Origin of the sequence: Streptomyces sp. NPDC051136 (assembly GCF_044455745.1) — a bacterium.
Classification (GTDB): domain Bacteria; phylum Actinomycetota; class Actinomycetes; order Streptomycetales; family Streptomycetaceae; genus Streptomyces.
Genome location: NZ_JBITFE010000002.1, coordinates 808,210 through 822,808, shown reverse-complemented (window position 1 = coordinate 822,808; position 14,599 = coordinate 808,210). Strand labels below are relative to the sequence as shown.

The following is a 14,599-nucleotide window of genomic DNA, read 5'->3' as shown; positions in this document are numbered from 1 at the left end:
TTCAGCTCACCGTACGACCACTCCACGTCACCGCAGACCACCGCCCGCGCGTCCGGAGCCGACACCACCCGCCGCTCCACCAACTCCACCAGGGATGCGGCCGGCCACGGGGCCCGGGTGTCGTTCACCTCCGTCACCAGCCGCCCGTGCTCACCGGGCAGCAGCACGTCCACGGCGCCCACCGGCACGGCGGGGTCGGTGACGACGGTGCGCAGCACGCGCACGAACCGGTCGGCGAATCCTGCCGCGGTGTCGTGGTCGAAGAGTTCCGTCGCGTACTCGAGCGTGCCGGTGAGGCTCTCCCCCGAGGGGTCGAGACCGAAGGCGAATTCGAGGTCGAACTTGGCGGTGTGCGTGGAGACCGGCTCCATGACGGCGGTCAGCCCCGGCAGGTCGAGGGCGACCAGCGCGGTGTCCTGCCAGGCGAACATCACCTGGAACAGCGGGTGGTAGGCGCTGGACCGCTCGGGGTTGAGGAGTTCCACGAGCCGCTCGAAGGGGGCGTCCTGGTTGTCGTAGGCCGCCAGGGCCTTGCCGCGCACCCGCTCCAGCACCTCGGAGAAGGCCGGGTTGCCCGACAGGTCCGTCCGCAGCACCCAGGTGTTCACGAAGAAGCCCACCAGATCGCCCAGGGCCTCGTCCTCCCGGCCCGCGATGGGCGCCCCGATCGACACGTCCTCGCCACCGCCCAGCCGGCCCAGCAGCACCGACAGGGCGGCCTGGAGCACGATCGGCGCGGAGGCGCCGCGGGACCGGGCGAGGTCCTGGACACCCGCCCAGGTGCCGGGGTCGACGGAGAAGCTCACGACACCGCCCTCGTGGCCGGGCACGGGCGGCCTGGGGCGGTCGGCGGGCAGCTGGATCTGCTGGGGTGCTCCGGCCAGCTCCTTCTGCCAGTAGGCGAGTTGTGCGCTCAGTTCGCTCTCGGGGTCGGACTCCTCGCCCAGCGCTTCGCGCTGCCAGAGGGTGTAGTCGGCGTACTGGACCGGCAGTTCGTCCCAGTCCGGGGCGTCGCCGTCCAGGCGCGCGGTGTACGCGGTCGACAGGTCACGGGCCAGCGGCGCCATCGACTCCCCGTCGAAGGCGATGTGGTGCATGACCAGGACCAGGGCGTGCTCCCGCGTCCCGAGGCGCAGGAGCGTGGCGCGGAAGGGGATCTCGCGGGAGAGGTCGAAGGCATGGCGGGCGGCCTCGGTGACGGCGGCCTCCTCGTCCTCGGGGGCGACCTCGCGCGCCGGCAGGTCCGGCGCCGCCTCGTCGGCCGGGACGACGCGCTGGAACGGCACACCGTCCTCGTCCTCGTCGAACACGGTCCGCAGGCTCTCGTGCCGCTCCACCACGTCCCGCACCGCGGCGGTGAGCGCGTCCACGTCCAGCGCGCCCGAAAGCCGCACGACGACCGGGAGGTTGTAAGTGGCCGAGGGACCCTCGAAACGGTGCAGGAACCACAACCGGCGCTGCGCGAAGGACAACTGGATCATTTCGCCTCTACTTCCTTGGTCATCGTTTCGCGGACGCGGTCGGCCGGCACGGGACAACGGGCCGGCTCATCGGTGGCCCTGCGGATATCGCGGGTTCGGCAATCCGGACAGCGGAAAAGCACGCTGGTTCAGGAATCAGAGAATGTCGTCCGGGTGCGCTCGTCCGGCATTCTCTTCGGACCGCGCACGCCTTGAGAGCTTCCGGTGTTCCCGGCGGTCGGGTCAAGCGCCTTTGGCCCGGGGCATCACCCTCCGTGCCGACGGCGTCCTGTCGACGGGACAGCATGTGCGCCGTCGGCCGGGCACGGGCCCGCCTCGGGCCAGTACGCTGCGTGGACGCGGGGTGGCACCCGGAACGCCGCCGCAATCATCAGGCCGGAGCCCGTCCGGCGCACCTGTTGCGCGAATGCGCCCGCCGCAAGCGGGGCCGTTTCTCGATGCCGGTTCTCGATGCCGGTTCTCGATGCCCCCGCTCTCTGCGCGTTCGGTCGGCGAGCGACGGAAGCTCCGTAATTCCACGCACATTCACATTGCAGTGACGCACGTGTTGACCCAGACCTTGACCCAGACACAGAGGTGCAGGAGATGGCCCGTCAGTCGAATACCACAGCGGTGGCAGCAGCGCACTCGATGCCCGACGCACAAACCGACGAAAGGGGTGCAACCGACCTTCCGCCCGCGGTGGCGGGCGCGCAGAGGGCCGCGCTGAGCAGCGGCATGGACGTTCTGCACCGCACCGACCCGGAACTGGCCGAGATGCTCGACACCGAGGTGCACCAACAGCGGACGACGCTGGCGATGGTGGCCTCGGCGAGCATCGCCGATCCCTCGGTGCTGGCGGCCGGCGGGGCGGCGCTGTCCAACGTGACGGCCGAGGGCTACCCCGGAGCGCGGTACCATCCGGGCGCCGCGCAGTTCGACCGGGTCGAGCGCCTGGCCGTGGCGCGTGCCAAGCACCTCTTCGGCGCCGAGTACGCCAACGTGCAGCCGCACTCGTGCTCGTCCGCCAATCTGGCCGTCCTGGCCGCACTGCTCCCGCCGGGCGGCACGCTGCTCGGCCTCGACCTGGACTCCGGCGGCCACCTCACACACGGTTCGCCGGCGTCGGTGACGGGGCGTCACTACCGCGCGGTGCACTACGGCCTGGACGACAGCGGCCGGATCGACTTCGGCCAGGTGGCGGAACTGACGGCGGAGCACCGGCCCCGCGTGCTGATCGCCGGGGCGAGCGCGTATCCGCGCACACTGGACTTCCCCCGGTTCCGGCAGATCGCCGACTCGGTGGGAGCCTACCTGCTGGCGGACATCTCCCACATCGCCGGCCTGGTCGCTGCGGGTGAGCATCCGAGTCCGGTCAACGTCGCCCACGTGACGACGATGAGCACCTACAAGCAGCTGGGCGGTCCTCGCGGAGGCCTGATCCTCAGCGGACAGGAGCACCGCTCCCCCGGACCCGACGGAGCCACCCCGCTGTACCGGCTCCTCCAGCGGGCGGTCTTCCCGCACACCCAGGGGACGCCGAGCCCGGGGCTGATCGCGGCCAAGGCGCGGGCTCTCGCCCTCGCCTCGGGACTGGACTTCCTGCGCACGGCCCAGCTGATCGTGGACGACGCGCGGCGACTGGCCGCCGAGCTGGAGGAGCTCGGCCACCGGGTGCTGACCGGAGGGACCGACAACCACATGGTCCTCCTCGACGTCCGCCCCCACGGGCTCTCCGGGGTGGTGGCCGAGCGCGCCCTGGAGCGGTGCGGCATCCTGGCCAATCGCAACAGGATCCCCGGTGACACGAAGCCGCCGCTGGTCACCAGCGGTCTGCGGCTGGGCACCAACATCCTCGCGCAGCGCGGTATGGGGCCCGAGGAGATGCGGGAGTGCGCGCGGCTGCTGCACGCGGTGCTGACCGCGACGACGGCCGTGACCGACACCGAGTACCGGCTCGATCCGCGCACGGCCGCCGAGCTGCGTGCCGAGGTCGAGGCCCTGTGCGCCCGCCATCCGCTGCCGGCCGACGCCGGTCCGCTCGCCGCGGCTCCCCTCGCCACGGAGCCGCACGCCACGGAGCCGCACGCCACGCCGGCACGCGCCGCGGAGGCTCTCGCCGCGGGGGCCGAGCAGTGAGCGGGCCGGCGCTTCCCGGGAGCACGACCGCGGCGCTGCCGCCCGTGCTGATGCCCGCGGACCGGCCGCGCCACCCCGCTTACGTGCCCGCCTGTTCGGCCGTGGTGCGCCGCGGACTCGGACTCGCGGCGAAGGAACTGGGCGACGACTGGCCCCGTCTGGTGCTGGCGGGATGGGCCGCCCTGCTGTCCCGTTGCACGGGACTGCCGCGGATCGCCCTGCTCAGGACGGACGACACGGGCCGCGCCGAGGGGACGGGAGTGACCGTCGACCCCGACGCGCCCCTGCGCGCGCAGACCGTCACGGCGGTGGACACGGCGGACGCGGTCACGGCGACGGTGGGCATCCGTTTAGCGGACGCGGCCGGAGCCGCCACCGGCACCCCGGCGGGTGAACTGGAGCTGGTCGTCCGGGCGGAGCAGGACGGCTCGCTGACCGCCGCCCTGCACCACGACCCTCGCCTGTTCGACGAGGCCACCGCCGCGCGCTGGCTCGACCACTTCCGGACGCTGGTCTCGGACGCGGTGGCGCGCCCCGACCGCCCGGTCTCCCGGCTGCGCCTGCTGACCGAGGCGCAGGCGCGGCGCACCCTCGTCGAATGGAACAGGACCGAGGCGGAGCTGCCGCACGACGTCTGCCTGCACGAGGCGTTCGAGGCACACGCGCGGCGGGCGCCGGACGCCGTCGCGCTCGTGCACGGCGGCGAACGGTGGACCTACCGGCGGGTCGACGAGGACGCCAACCGCCTGGCGCACCGGCTGCGTTCGCTCGGCGTGGGCCCGGACGTCCGGGTCGGGCTGTGCCTGGACCGCTCCCCGGGACTGCTGACGGCGCTGCTCGGCGTGCTCAAGGCCGGCGGAGCCTACGTCCCGCTCGACCCGGCCTACCCCGCGGCCCGGATCGAGACCATGGTGGAAGGCACGTCCTGCGCGGTGATGGTCAGCCGCGGCGACCTCGCCGGCAATCTGCCCCGGGCGGGCGCCGACACCCCCCTCGTCCTGCTCGACCGGGACGCCGAGGCACTGGCCGCACTCAGCCCGGCACCCCTCGCCCCCACGGCGGGGCCGGAGAACCTCTGCTACATCATCCACACCTCGGGCTCGACCGGAGTGCCGAAACCCATCGCGCTGCGCCACCGCGGAGTGATGAACAACATCGCGGACCTCAACTCCCGCTTCGGCGTGGGTCCGGGTGACGCGGTGCTCGCGCTGTCCTCACCGAGCTTCGACATGTCCGTGTACGAGTTCCTCGGTCTCACCGCGGCCGGCGGCACGGTCGTCGTCCCGGACCGGGACCGCGTGCAGGACCCCGCGCACTGGGCGGAACTGATCGGGTCGGAGCACGTCACGGTGTGGAACTCGGCCCCGGCCCTGCTCGGGCTGCTCGCCGACCACCTGGAGCAGACCGGTACCGGTCCCCTGCCGTCGCTGCGGCTGGCCCTGCTCGGCGGCGACTGGGTGCCGGTCCCGCTGCCCGACCGGGTCCGGGCCCATGCACCCGGCCTGCGCTTCGTGGTGATGGGCGGCGCCACCGAGGCCTCCATCCACTCCACGCTCTACGAGGTGGAGCGGGTCGATCCGGCGTGGAAGAGCATCCCTTACGGCCGCCCGATGGCCAACCAGCGCACGTACATCCTCGACGAGCACCTCCAGCCGGTGCCTCCGGGGGTGCCGGGCGAGCTGTTCCTCGCGGGCGTCGGGCTCGCCCGCGGCTATCTGGACCAGCCCGAGCGCACCGCGGAGCGGTTCGTCGACTGGTCCTGGGACGACGTCGTGCGGGAACGCCTGTACCGTACGGGCGATCTCGCCCGGTTCGGCGCCGACGGGATGATCGAGCTGCTCGGCCGCACCGACTTCCAGGTGAAGATCAACGGGCTGCGGGTGGAGCTGGGCGAGATCGAGGCGCTGCTGCGCTCGGCACCCGGGGTGCGGCAGACCGCGGTGGCCGCGCGCGACGGACGGCTCGTGGCCTACGTCGTCCCGGACGATCCCGGTACGGCCGGCGAGGACCGGGAGGAGCAACTGCGCGCCCTGGTGGCGGCCCGGCTGCCCGAGTACATGGTGCCGCACGCGATCATGACCCTGGAGGCGCTGCCGCTGACCCCGAACGGCAAGCTCGACCGCAAGGGCCTGCCCGCGCCGCAGCGCACCGGCGCCGTCTACCGGGCGCCCGCGACCGCCGCGGAGAAGGCCCTGGCAGTGATCTTCGCGGAGGTCCTGGGCGCTGACCGGGTGGGGCTGGACGACGACTTCCTCGCTCTGGGCGGCGACAGCATCGGCGCCATCCGGGTGGTCACCCGGGCCGGCGCGCGAGGGCTTGGCCTGACGGCCCGTCACGTACTGGAGCGGCGTACGGTGGCCGCGCTCGCCGAGGTCGCGACGGCGGTCGCCGAGACCGGGACCGCCGGCGGTGCCGCGCCGCGGGAACCGCTGTTCGCCGCCGGCGCCCAGGACGTGGAGGAGTGGCGCCGCGCCCATCCGGGGCTCGCCGGAGTCTGGCCGCTGACTCCGATGCAGTCGGGCATGCTGTTCGACTCGATGCTCCGGGAGACGGGCGAGGACCCCTACCATCTCCAGACGCTGTACCGCCTGTCGGGGCGGATCGACGCCGACGTGCTGCGGTCCGGCGCCCGGGCGCTGCTCGACCGGCACCCGAGTCTGCGGGCCGCGTTCGTGCGGGACTCGGCCGACCACCAGGTGGCGCTCGTGACCGACGGGCTGGAACTGCCGTGGCGCGTCGTGGAGTACGGCGAACTGGACGAGACGGGCCGCGAGGAGGCGCTGCGGCGGTTCCTCGCCGAGGACAGGGCCGAGCGCTTCGACCTTTCCACCCCGCCACTGGTGCGGATGACGCTGCTTCGCTTCGGACCGGGAGCGGCGGTGCTCGTCCTCAGCGCCCACCACGCGCTGTTCGACGGCTGGTCGGAGCAGGTGCTGGCCGGTGATCTGGTGCGGCTGTGCGCCGCGGGCGCCGACGGCACCGCTCTGCCGGCGCCGCGTGGCTTCGAGGACTTCCTGGACTGGCTCTCCCGGCGGGACCAGGAGGCCGCAGCCCGTGCATGGCGGGAGGAACTCGCGGGCGTCGAGGCGCCGACGCTGCTGGCACCCGCCGTCCGGCCGGACGCCCCGGCAGGCGGCACCGGCGAGGCCGTCCTGCCGCTGACGGCGGGCCGGTCGGGGAGCGTGGCGCAGGGAGCCGCCCGTCTGGGCGTGACGGCGAACACGGTGGTGCAGGGCGCGTGGGCCATGGTGCTGTCCGCGCTGACCGGGCGGACGGACGTGGTGTTCGGCGCCACGGTGTCCGGCCGGCCCGGCTCGCTGGCCGGTGTGGAGTCGATGGTCGGCCTGTTCATCAACACCGTTCCGGTGCGCGTGCGGTGCGAGCCCGGACAGCCGGTGGCGCGGCTGCTGACCGAGCTGCACGAGCGGCAGACCTCACTGCTCGACCACCACCACCGCGGGCTCACCGACGTCCACCGGGACGCGGGGCTCGGGGCGCTCTTCGACACGCTGGTGGTCTTCCAGTCGTACCCGGCCGACCGCCCGGGCGCCGAGGCCGTCACCGCTGCCGGGTTCGAGGTCACCGGTGTCGGCTCCGTGGGCGGCGTCAGCTACCCGCTGGCCCTGTTCGTGGAGCCGGACCGGCTGGTGGTGCAGTACCACCCCGACCGGTTCGACCGGCGATTCGCCGAGCTGGTCGCCGACCGCTTCCGCGCCGTCCTCGACCAGGTGCTGACCGAGCCGGACCGTCCCGTGGGGATGGTGGACGTCGCACTGAGCGCCCCCGACGTGCGCGAGCACGTCGCGAACGACGGGCCGCGGCCGGCCTCACCGCCGCCCGGCAGGGACGCCGAAGCGGCCGCCGACGGCCGGGAAGCCGAGGTGAGCCCTCGGGAGGCGGCGATGTGCGAGCTGTTCGCCGAGGTTCTGGGCGTCGAGCGGGTGGGCGTCCACGACCGTTTCTTCGACATCGGCGTCAACTCGCTGATGGCCGGCCGTCTGGTCAGCCGGATGCGCAGGACGCTCGGCCTGACGGTCTCGATCCGGACGGTTTTCGAGCACCCGACCATCGCGCAGTTGGCCCGGCAGGCCGGCACCGGGACCACTCGCTCCCGTCCCGGGCTGCGCCGCATGACCCGCTAGACAGACCACCGGCCCCTGCCCACCGCCCCCGGGGGCCGGGGCCGGGCGACGAGGTGGCCGACGGCGCGATCCGCCGTCGGCCGCCTCGCACGTGATCCGCCACCCTCCCGCCCCGACGCCGGGCCCGGTACGGAGAGGCGGACAACGGCAGCATCGGGAGCCGTCCGCGGGCTTCGCACTCCGGGAAGATCCTGTTTGGCCGTATCTCGCTCCTCGGTCCCCCTGCTCGGGCCGGACCCGCCCGATCACCAGGAAGGGGGTCGGGTCGTGCCGTTGTCCCGCACGGCCCGAGGTGACCGGATTGCAGCGCCGTCACCCGCAGTTTCCGACCCCGTACGGTATGCACTCCCCGGATGGCGCTAATCTGGCACCACGTGGCGTCACCCGCTCCCGGCGGGGCGTCGCCGGCAAGAGGCGCGGGCGCGTGTCCGGCGCGCGCTCCACACGGCTAACGCGAGGTGTCCAACGTGGTGAGGCTGGGTCGGATTCGGATGGGCCGTCCGGCGGTGCACATGCGCGCCCCGGTTGCGCGTGCTCCGGGGATGCAGCTGCGCACACGCCACGCAGCAGGGACCTGTGTCGTTCCGGCCGGCGGCTCAGACTCCGCGGCCGCAGTCCTCCCGGAGGCGGCCCGCGATGCCGACGTTCGACACACCCGCGCCTGTCCGGGTGATGCTCAGCCTGGTGTTCGGAGAGGTGCGGATCATCGCGAGCGAACGCGCCGACACGACGATCGAGGCCTACCCCCGGGAGGCCGGAGACCAGGGGGACGTGCGGACGGCCCGGCAGCTGCGCATCAACTACGCCGACGGCCGGCTGCTGGTCAACGTGCCGGAGACCGACAGCAACGGCGGGGCGGTCGTCGTGGTGATCGCCGTGCCGACCGGATCGAGTCTGCACGGACGGGCCATGGCCGCGGACTTCCACGGTGTGGGTCAGCTGGGTGACTGCCGGCTCTCCACCGGCCTCGGCCACATCCGTCTCGACCGCACGGGCAGCCTGCAACTGACCGCCGCCCTCGGGGACATCACGGTGGACAGCGCCGCCGGCTCCGTCGAGGCCACCGTCGAGCGCGGTGACGTGCGCCTGGGCCACGTGGAGGGCAGGGCCACCGTCAGCTCCACCAGCGAGGGCGACGCCGTCCTGGGCGAGGTGCACGGGGTCGCCCGCCTGCACGCCGAGAGGGGTGACATCAGGATCCGGTGGGCGCACGCCGGGGTGGAGGCCCGGACGTCCCAGGGCGACGTCGACATCGGCAAGGTGGTGCGCGGTTCCGTGGTCGCCGACACCACCTTCGGCAACATCCGTATCGGCGTGGCGGAGACCAGCGGCGCCCGCCTGGTCCTCGACTCCACCGCGGGCACCGTCTACACGTCCCTCTCCCTGCTGGACACCGACGAGTCGGTCGACGAGATGGTGCACGTCCACGCCCGGACCGTCATCGGCGACATCGTGGTGGAACGCGCCGGCTGCGGCGCGGAATGACCGGGCACGGGCGCCTGCGCCCCGCCGGGCCCGGGGCGTACACGCCCCGCCCCGTGGGCTGCCCCTGCCCCCGGTGTCCCATGCGCCGCCACGAGCGAAAGGCCGAGCACCTCCCGGCCTTCGCCGGCGTCGCCGCGGCCGTCGTGGCTGCCGCCGCCCCACCGACCGAAACGACGCCTCGCCTAAGCGCCGGCGGAGCTGCTGTCCCGTCGGCGGGACAGCAGCTCCGCCGACGAATGGCGAGTCACTGACGCCCGAGAAATCGAGAGGGCCTTGAAAGGCCAATCGAGCGCCAGTACGTTGATTCCTTGCCGAGCCCGGGAAATCTCATCGCACCCTCCCAGAATTCTCGGCCCACATCCTCTTCGGCTACCGTCACGGCCCGTAGAAGATTCTTGCAGCAGCCCTGTCACAGCCACGCCAACGGGAGAATTTTCCATGGGTACTTCCGACAACGAGATCTACGACGTGGTTGGCGTCGGGTTCGGTCCGTCCAACCTGTCACTCGCCGTCGCACTGGAAGAACACCGGGCCAGTAACGCCGAAAAGCCACTCAGTGCCGTTTTCTTCGAACGGCAGCCCTCGTTCGGCTGGCACCGCAACATGCTGCTGCCGCAGACGACGATGCAGATTTCCTTCCTGAAGGACCTGGCGACTTTCCGAAATCCGGCGTCCCAGTACAGCTTCGTGTCCTACCTGCATGCCGCAGGACGACTGACGCAGTTCATCAACAACCAGGATTTCTACCCGTCCCGCCATGAATTCCATCAGTACCTCGAGTGGGTCGAGTCGAGTTTCACCCATCAGGTTTCCTACGACTCCGAGGTCGTCGCCGTACGGCTTCCCGAGCACACCGGCGGCGAGGCGGACCACGTCCAGGTGGAGATCCGCCGCACCGGCGGAGGGCAGCCCCGTCTGGTCAACGCACGCAATCTGGTGATCTCCACGGGCCTCGTACCGCGCATGCCGGACGGAGTGCGGCAGGACGAGCGAGTGTGGCACAGCTCGGCGTTCCTGGAGCGGTTCCGCGGCATGAACCCGAACGACCTGAAGAACGTGGCGGTGGTGGGCGCCGGCCAGAGCGCCGCCGAGATCACCCGGTTCTTCCACGACGCTCTTCCGCACGCCCAGGTGACCGCCGTCATCCCGTCCTACGGCTACTCCGTCGCCGACGACACCCCCTTCGCCAACCAGGTCTTCGACCCGAGCGCGGTGGACGACTACTACTTCGGCACGGACCACACCCGTGACGCGTTCTGGCGCTACCACCGCAACACCAACTACTCGGTGGTCGACGACGACCTGATCCGGGACCTGCACCGGCGCGCCTACGAGGAGGACGTGAGCAAGACCAAGCGCCTGCGCTTCATGAACCTCACGCGGGTGACGGCGGTCAAGCGGGCCGGCACCGAGACCCGGGTCACGGTGAAGTCACTGGTCGAGAGCGAGCCCCGGGAACTGGAGACCGACGTCCTGGTCTTCGCCACCGGATACGCCTCCATGGATCCGGGTCGCCTGCTGACCTCGCTGGACGGGCACTTCCTGCGCGACGACGCCGGGCGCTACCAGGTGGAGCGCAACTACCGGCTGGCCGCCGCCTCCCCGCTGCCCGCCGACGTGTACCTCCAGGGCGGCACGGAGCACACGCACGGTCTGACCTCCTCCCTGCTGTCGAACCTGGCCGTGCGCAGCGGTGAGATCGTCGAGTCCATCGTGCAGCGCGGGACCGAACGGGAGCTGACCCGGAGCCTCCCGGTCGCCGCCGAGCGGGCCGCCGGCTGACCCCTCCCCCCATCCGACAGGGCGCTCCCCGATCGTCGGGGACGCCCTGTCGGCATGGCGTCATGTACTCGCCCATGGCGCCACATGGGACCAGGCCCCTCACGGGCTCCCGGCCGCTCGATGGGGGGCAAAGCCCAGGTTCGCGACCGAAAAACGCCGGGGCTTGCACCGGAGCCAAAGCGGTGCCATATTGGTGCCATGGACCTGACCCGGTACATCGACAACTTGCGACGAGAGGTCTCGGTCGCTGCCGAGGCGGAAGGCGAAGAAGGCCGCCTTCTCGCCGAGCGGCTCGTGGCCCAGCTCTCGTCGGCGCTCCAGCTGACCTTGCTGGAAGCACTGTCGGATGCCGCGGGCGAGATCACCCGGGAGCTGGTACCCGGTTCGGTGGAACTTCGGCTGCGCGGACTCGACCCCGGGTTCGTGGTCACCCTGCCGCCGGAGGACCGGGCGTACGAAGCCGAGGCGGACGCCGAGGAGTTCAAGCACGCCCCTTCCTCCGGGACAGCGTCCATGCATCCGGAATCAGTACAGCTGGGCGGCGAGGGCAGTGGCACCGCCCGTATCAACTTCCGTCCTCCGGAGTACCTGAAGACCAAGATCGAGGAGGTCGCGGGCCGGGAGAGGCTGTCGGTGAACGCCTGGTTGATCCGAGCGGTCTCCTCGATGCTGGAGAGCGACGAACACGGACGCCCGGAAAGACGGGCCCCGCGCAGCGGGGCCCTGCGTCAGGTCCAACGCTACACGGGCTGGGTCAGATAGGTCCTCGGCTCCGAGGCCGAGCACCATCCGTCCGTCCATCCTCAGGGACACTCTGCCATCCCACCACGGAGTGCAGTCATGCCTGTTTTCCAGACACCTCTACCAGTCGCCGTGAGTATGGACCTCGGCGTCGGGCACGTGCGGCTGCACGCCGAGCAGCGTGTTGACACGGTCGTCGAGGTCACCCCGACCGACCCCGGTAACGAAGCGGACGTCAGGGCAGCCGACCAGACCGTGGTCGAGTACGCCGACCAGAAGCTCACGGTCAGGGGGCCCCGGCAGCGCGGTCTGTTCTCCCGCTCCGGCTCGATCGACCTGACGATCGAACTGCCGGACGGCTCCGAACTGTGGGCCGGCGCCCGCGAGGCGTCGTTCTACGCGAGCGGCCGGCTCGACAGCGTCCGCATCAAGACCTCGACCGGCGACATCCATCTGGAGGAGGCGGGACGGCTGGTTCTCAACACGGGCGTCGGCGACATCACCGTGGACCGGGCCGGAGGCCCCCTGGAAGCGGCCACCGGATCCGGCACCCTGCGGGTCCGCGAGTCGGCCGATTCCGCGGTGCTGAAGAGCTCCAACGGCATGATCGTCGTCGACAGAGCCCGGGACAATCTCGAAGCCAAGGCGGCCAACGGCGACGTCCGCGTGGGCAGTGTCGCGCGCGGCTCGGTCGTCCTGGGCACCTCGATCGGGCAGGTGGAGATCGGCATCGCGCCGAACACCACCGCCCTGCTCGACGTGCGGTCCGTCTCGGGCAGCATCCACAACTTCATGACACCGGCCGACGCTCCCGATCCGTCCGCACAGACGGTGAAGGTCGTCGCCAACACCACCATGGGTGACGTCGTCGTCCGGCGCAGCGTCTGAGCCGCCGCCCCGCCAGAGCACGGTACCGCTGCGCCCTCGTCGGCGCGTCGGTGCCGGTATCACGGGCCCCGGAGAGGACATCCCCCGCTCTCCGGGGCCTGCGCACCCAGAGAACACCGGCGTACGAGGTGGCCGCCTCGCACGCAAGGGGTCGGGATCGACTCCCTTCCGGTGCTCCCTGCTGTTGCACCGTGCCGGAACATGCCCGCTTGCATCCCGGTCCGTGTCCCGGCACGGTGCCCTAACGCACAAGGAATTCATCATGACAGAAGCAAGCAAGTCAACCACGGAGCACAGCGGTTCCTTAGACGGCGCCGTACCGGCCGCGAGTGCGGGCAAGACGTCCAGAGCAGCCTGGCTGAGTCTCGCCACGGTTGGCGTCGGCATCATGATGGTGCAGCTCGACGGAACGGTCGTGGTGGTCGCGAACCCGGCGATCGCCAAGGACCTCGACGCCGGACTCAACAGCCTCCAGTGGGTGATGACCGGCTACCTTCTGGTCCTGGCGGGCCTGCTGATCCCGGCCGGCACCCTGGTCGACCGGATCGGCCGCAAGAAGGGGCTGCTGATCGGCCTCGTCGGTTTCACGATCGCTTCCGTACTGTGCGCGCTGTCGAACACCATCGAGCTGCTCATCGGCGCTCGCGTTCTGCAGGGCGTGTTCGGCGCCATGATGATTCCGGCAGCCCTCGCGGTGATCAAGGCCGCGTTCCCGCCGGAGAAACTCGCCACCGCCATCGGCCTGTTCAGCGGTGTCACGGCCGTGTCCCTGGCCGGCGGTCCGCTGCTCGGCGGCGTGATGGTGGAACACCTCACCTGGCAGTGGGTGTTCCTGATCAACCTGCCCTTCGGCGTGCTCAGTGTCGTCATGGCCGTGCTCTTCGTCCGCGAGTCGCGGCAGGAGCAGCCCGAACCCCTTGACCTGCCCGGTGGTGTCGCGCTGACGCTGTCGATCGTCAGCCTGGTGTGGGCGCTCACGCACGGCCAGGAGGACGGCTGGACCTCCGTGCGCACCCTCGGCTACATCGGTCTGAGTGTGGTGCTGCTGATCGTCTTCGTGGTCGTCCAGCGGATGCGCCGCTTCCCGATGATCCCGCTGGAGTTGTTCCGCATCCGCTCCCTGTCCGTGGGATGCCTGCTGATGGTGGTCACGATGTTCGCCTTCTACGCGATCATCTACTACCTCAACTTCTTCCTGCAGGGCCTGCAGGGCAAGAGCCCGATGTCCGCGTCGGTGGCCCTGCTGCCGCTGACCCTGACGTTCATCGTCTCGGCGCCGCTGGGCGGCTGGGCCGTGGACAGGTTCGGTGTCAAGCAGTCCCTGGCCTTCGGCGCCCTGTGCATCACCGGGACCTCCCTGCTCCTGCTGCGGCTGGAGGCCGACTCCGGTGTGGTCACCGTGGGCCCGCCCCTGGTGCTGGGCGGCATCGGGGTCGGCTTCATGATGGTGGCCGCCACCCAGGCGATCGTGGGCAGCGCGCCGGTGCAGAAGGCGGGCACGGCCTCGGGCATGCAGCAGTCCATGTCCCAGCTCGGCAGCCTGCTCGGCACGGCGGTCTTCGGCGCCTTCCTGGCCGCGTTCGTCAACAACCGTTTCGCGCAGGACCTGCGGGAGGCGTTCGGCGGCAAGGGTGGCCAGACCGTCGAGCAGCTGGCCGACGACAAGCAGGTGCACAAGCTGATCGAGCTGGGCTTCCCGCCGAGTGCGCAGGAGGCCCTGGAGAAGGAGCTGACCAATGCCGGAATGTCGGCGGGTCAGGTCAAGGAGTTCTCGGCGACCATGACCCAGGCTGCCCACGACACCTTCCTGAACGGCCTGCACACCGTGTTCCTGATCAGCGCGGGCGTCGCGGTCGCCGCCGCCCTGCTCTCCCTGCTGGTGTCCAACGAGGACACCAAGGGCGACCAGATGGCCGCCTTCCTGTAACCACCCGCGGCGAAGCCCCCGCGACACCTGTCGCC

Annotated in this window: 8 protein-coding genes; 7 read left to right on the top strand and 1 reads right to left on the bottom strand. The window is 71.3% G+C overall.

Translation table 11 applies throughout. The features are described 5' to 3' along the window. Nucleotides 1–1,481, bottom strand: a 1,481-nt coding sequence (locus tag ACIBCJ_RS09200; RefSeq protein ID WP_365979264.1) for a condensation domain-containing protein, incomplete at its 3' end; no start/stop codon positions are given. A 717-nt stretch (nt 1,482–2,198) separates the two neighbouring features. Here ACIBCJ_RS09200 and glyA point away from each other — a divergent pair. The 7 genes from glyA to ACIBCJ_RS09165 all read left to right on the top strand — a co-directional run bounded on the left by glyA (nt 2,199) and on the right by ACIBCJ_RS09165 (nt 14,564). Beyond that, nucleotides 2,199–3,599 (top strand): serine hydroxymethyltransferase, encoded by a 1,401-nt coding sequence (gene glyA, locus ACIBCJ_RS09195; protein ID WP_365979263.1) that lies wholly within the window; start codon nt 2,199–2,201, stop codon nt 3,597–3,599. Between the two features lie 83 nt (nt 3,600–3,682). Continuing rightward, the gene (locus ACIBCJ_RS09190) at nt 3,683–7,741 is read left to right on the top strand and encodes an amino acid adenylation domain-containing protein (protein ID WP_365979262.1); all 4,059 of its coding nucleotides are present in this window, start codon (nt 3,683–3,685) and stop codon (nt 7,739–7,741) included. 636 nt (nt 7,742–8,377) lie between these two features. Beyond that, nucleotides 8,378–9,226 (top strand): DUF4097 family beta strand repeat-containing protein, encoded by an 849-nt coding sequence (locus ACIBCJ_RS09185; RefSeq protein WP_362098769.1) that lies wholly within the window; start codon nt 8,378–8,380, stop codon nt 9,224–9,226. A 438-nt stretch (nt 9,227–9,664) separates the two neighbouring features. Beyond that, complete coding sequence (locus tag ACIBCJ_RS09180) at nt 9,665–11,008, top strand: SidA/IucD/PvdA family monooxygenase (protein ID WP_362098772.1); 1,344 nt, start codon at nt 9,665–9,667, stop codon at nt 11,006–11,008. Nucleotides 11,009–11,206: 198 nt separating this feature from the next. Next, nucleotides 11,207–11,770 carry a hypothetical protein gene (locus ACIBCJ_RS09175; protein ID WP_365979261.1) on the top strand — a complete coding sequence of 188 codons (564 nt, stop codon included), beginning with the start codon at nt 11,207–11,209 and terminating at the stop codon, nt 11,768–11,770. Between the two features lie 117 nt (nt 11,771–11,887). Continuing rightward, nucleotides 11,888–12,637 (top strand): DUF4097 family beta strand repeat-containing protein, encoded by a 750-nt coding sequence (locus tag ACIBCJ_RS09170; protein ID WP_362099299.1) that lies wholly within the window; start codon nt 11,888–11,890, stop codon nt 12,635–12,637. A gap of 262 nt (nt 12,638–12,899) precedes the next feature. After that, nucleotides 12,900–14,564: an MFS transporter gene (locus tag ACIBCJ_RS09165; protein ID WP_365979260.1), complete on the top strand. Its 1,665-nt coding sequence runs from the start codon at nt 12,900–12,902 to the stop codon at nt 14,562–14,564. Nucleotides 14,565–14,599: the final 35 nt, after the last annotated feature.

Excerpts from the sequence above, each read along its gene's own strand:
- glyA (WP_365979263.1), top strand. The coding sequence starts at position 2,199 with ATGGACGTTCTGCACCGCACCGACCCGGAACTGGCCGAGATGCTCGAC.
- ACIBCJ_RS09185 (WP_362098769.1), top strand. The coding sequence starts at position 8,378 with ATGCCGACGTTCGACACACCCGCGCCTGTCCGGGTGATGCTCAGCCTG.
- ACIBCJ_RS09180 (WP_362098772.1), top strand. The coding sequence starts at position 9,665 with ATGGGTACTTCCGACAACGAGATCTACGACGTGGTTGGCGTCGGGTTC.
- ACIBCJ_RS09175 (WP_365979261.1), top strand. The coding sequence starts at position 11,207 with ATGGACCTGACCCGGTACATCGACAACTTGCGACGAGAGGTCTCGGTC.
- ACIBCJ_RS09170 (WP_362099299.1), top strand. The coding sequence starts at position 11,888 with ATGGACCTCGGCGTCGGGCACGTGCGGCTGCACGCCGAGCAGCGTGTT.
- ACIBCJ_RS09165 (WP_365979260.1), top strand. The coding sequence starts at position 12,900 with ATGACAGAAGCAAGCAAGTCAACCACGGAGCACAGCGGTTCCTTAGAC.